1 protein-coding gene and 1 pseudogene are annotated in these 1,524 nt (G+C 38.7%); both read left to right on the top strand.

Going from position 1 to position 1,524, the window contains the following annotated elements; genetic code table 11:
- Window positions 1-596: NAD(P)-dependent oxidoreductase (locus QZY09_RS15165; RefSeq protein WP_295673721.1), on the top strand; the 596-nt coding region annotated here is incomplete at its 5' end.
- Between the two features lie 11 nt (window positions 597-607).
- A pseudogene (locus QZY09_RS15160) lies at window positions 608-1,438 on the top strand (NAD-dependent epimerase/dehydratase family protein); the annotation flags it as partial.
- Between the last annotated feature and the right edge of the window lie 86 nt (window positions 1,439-1,524).

Here is a 1,524-nt window from a genome sequence, read left to right as displayed (position 1 = left end):
CAAATCTGGTTCTTCCACTTAAGCTACTTAATGCTGCAATTGAGGCTGGCGTTGATTTATTTATAAATACCGATACGGTGCTGGATAAATTGTTAAACCCTTACGCCCTATCCAAAGGTCAGTTTTCAGAATGGGGACAGTTTTTTGCCGACCAAAAAAAGATACATTTTTTAAACTTAAAACTTGAGCACTTTTATGGTCCAAATGACGATCCTACAAAGTTTACTGCCCATGTTATTAATAGCTGTTTAAACAATACCCCAGAATTGAATCTTACCCTGGGCGAGCAACAACGGGATTTTGTTTTTATAGATGATGTGGTATCAGCCTATGTTTTGTTATTAGATAAACACAATACATTTGAAGAAAATTTTGTAGATATAGAAATTGGTAGCGGCATTGCCATTACCATCAAACAATTTGTCGAAACTGCCCATAGGCTAACTGCATCAACAACCCGTTTAAATTTTGGTGCCGTACCCTATAGAACAGGTGAAGCAATGTACTCTAAAGCAAATACCGATAAACTAGAATCCTTAGGTTGGCAGTGTCAATATGATACCGAAACCGGAATAAACTTAATCATTAAAGAATAAAGGCAATTATTATGAAATTACTGATCACGGGCGGTTGCGGTTTTCTGGGTAGCAATTTAGCTGCAGAAGCATTAAAAAGAGGTGACGAAGTCATTATATTTGATAATTTATCCCGTTTTGGTGCAACAGAAAATCAAGAGTGGTTAAAAAGTCAGGGTGAATTTAGGTTTGTTCATGCAGATATCCGCAATCAAAACGATATAACCCGAATTATTAAAGAAACCAAGCCTGATGCCATATTTCATTTGGCTGGACAAGTTGCAATGACCACCTCAATTGCTGACCCGCGCAAAGATTTTGAAATCAACGTAATGGGTAGCCATAATCTACTTGAAGCGGTACGTGACTTTAGTCCCGAAACAGCCGTACTTTATTCTTCAACGAACAAAGTCTATGGTGATCTGGAGCAGTTTACCTATACAGAAACAGAGACACGCTATGTGTGTGACCAACACCCTAATGGCTTCAATGAAAAAGTGACCTTGGATTTTCATTCTCCCTATGGCTGTTCAAAAGGCGCTGCAGATCAATACATGCTTGATTATGCAAGAATATTTGGGCTTAAAACTATAGTGTTTCGACATTCATCCATGTACGGTGGCAGGCAATTTGCAACTTATGATCAAGGTTGGGTCGGCTGGTTCTGCCAAAAAGCAAATGAAGCGGCCCAAGGCAGCCAACAAAAATTCACCATTTCAGGTGATGGTAAGCAAGTACGCGACGTTTTGCATGCCGAGGATATTGTCAGTCTTTATTTTACAGCACTGTCGCAAATAGCTAAGGTGACAGGTAATGCATTTAATATTGGCGGTGGTATAGAGGCCAGTTTATCATTGTTGGAATGCAACCGTTCACCCCCCTAACCCAAAATTAAAAAACTATTGACCTAAAAATCATATATAGACTTTCAGATAAATAATTTCCAAGT

Origin of the sequence: uncultured Mucilaginibacter sp. (assembly GCF_903913935.1) — a bacterium.
In the GTDB taxonomy this organism is placed as follows: Bacteria; Bacteroidota; Bacteroidia; order Sphingobacteriales; family Sphingobacteriaceae; genus Mucilaginibacter.
Note: the sequence above shows the minus strand (reverse complement) of the source record. Positions and strands in the feature narration are given on the sequence as shown.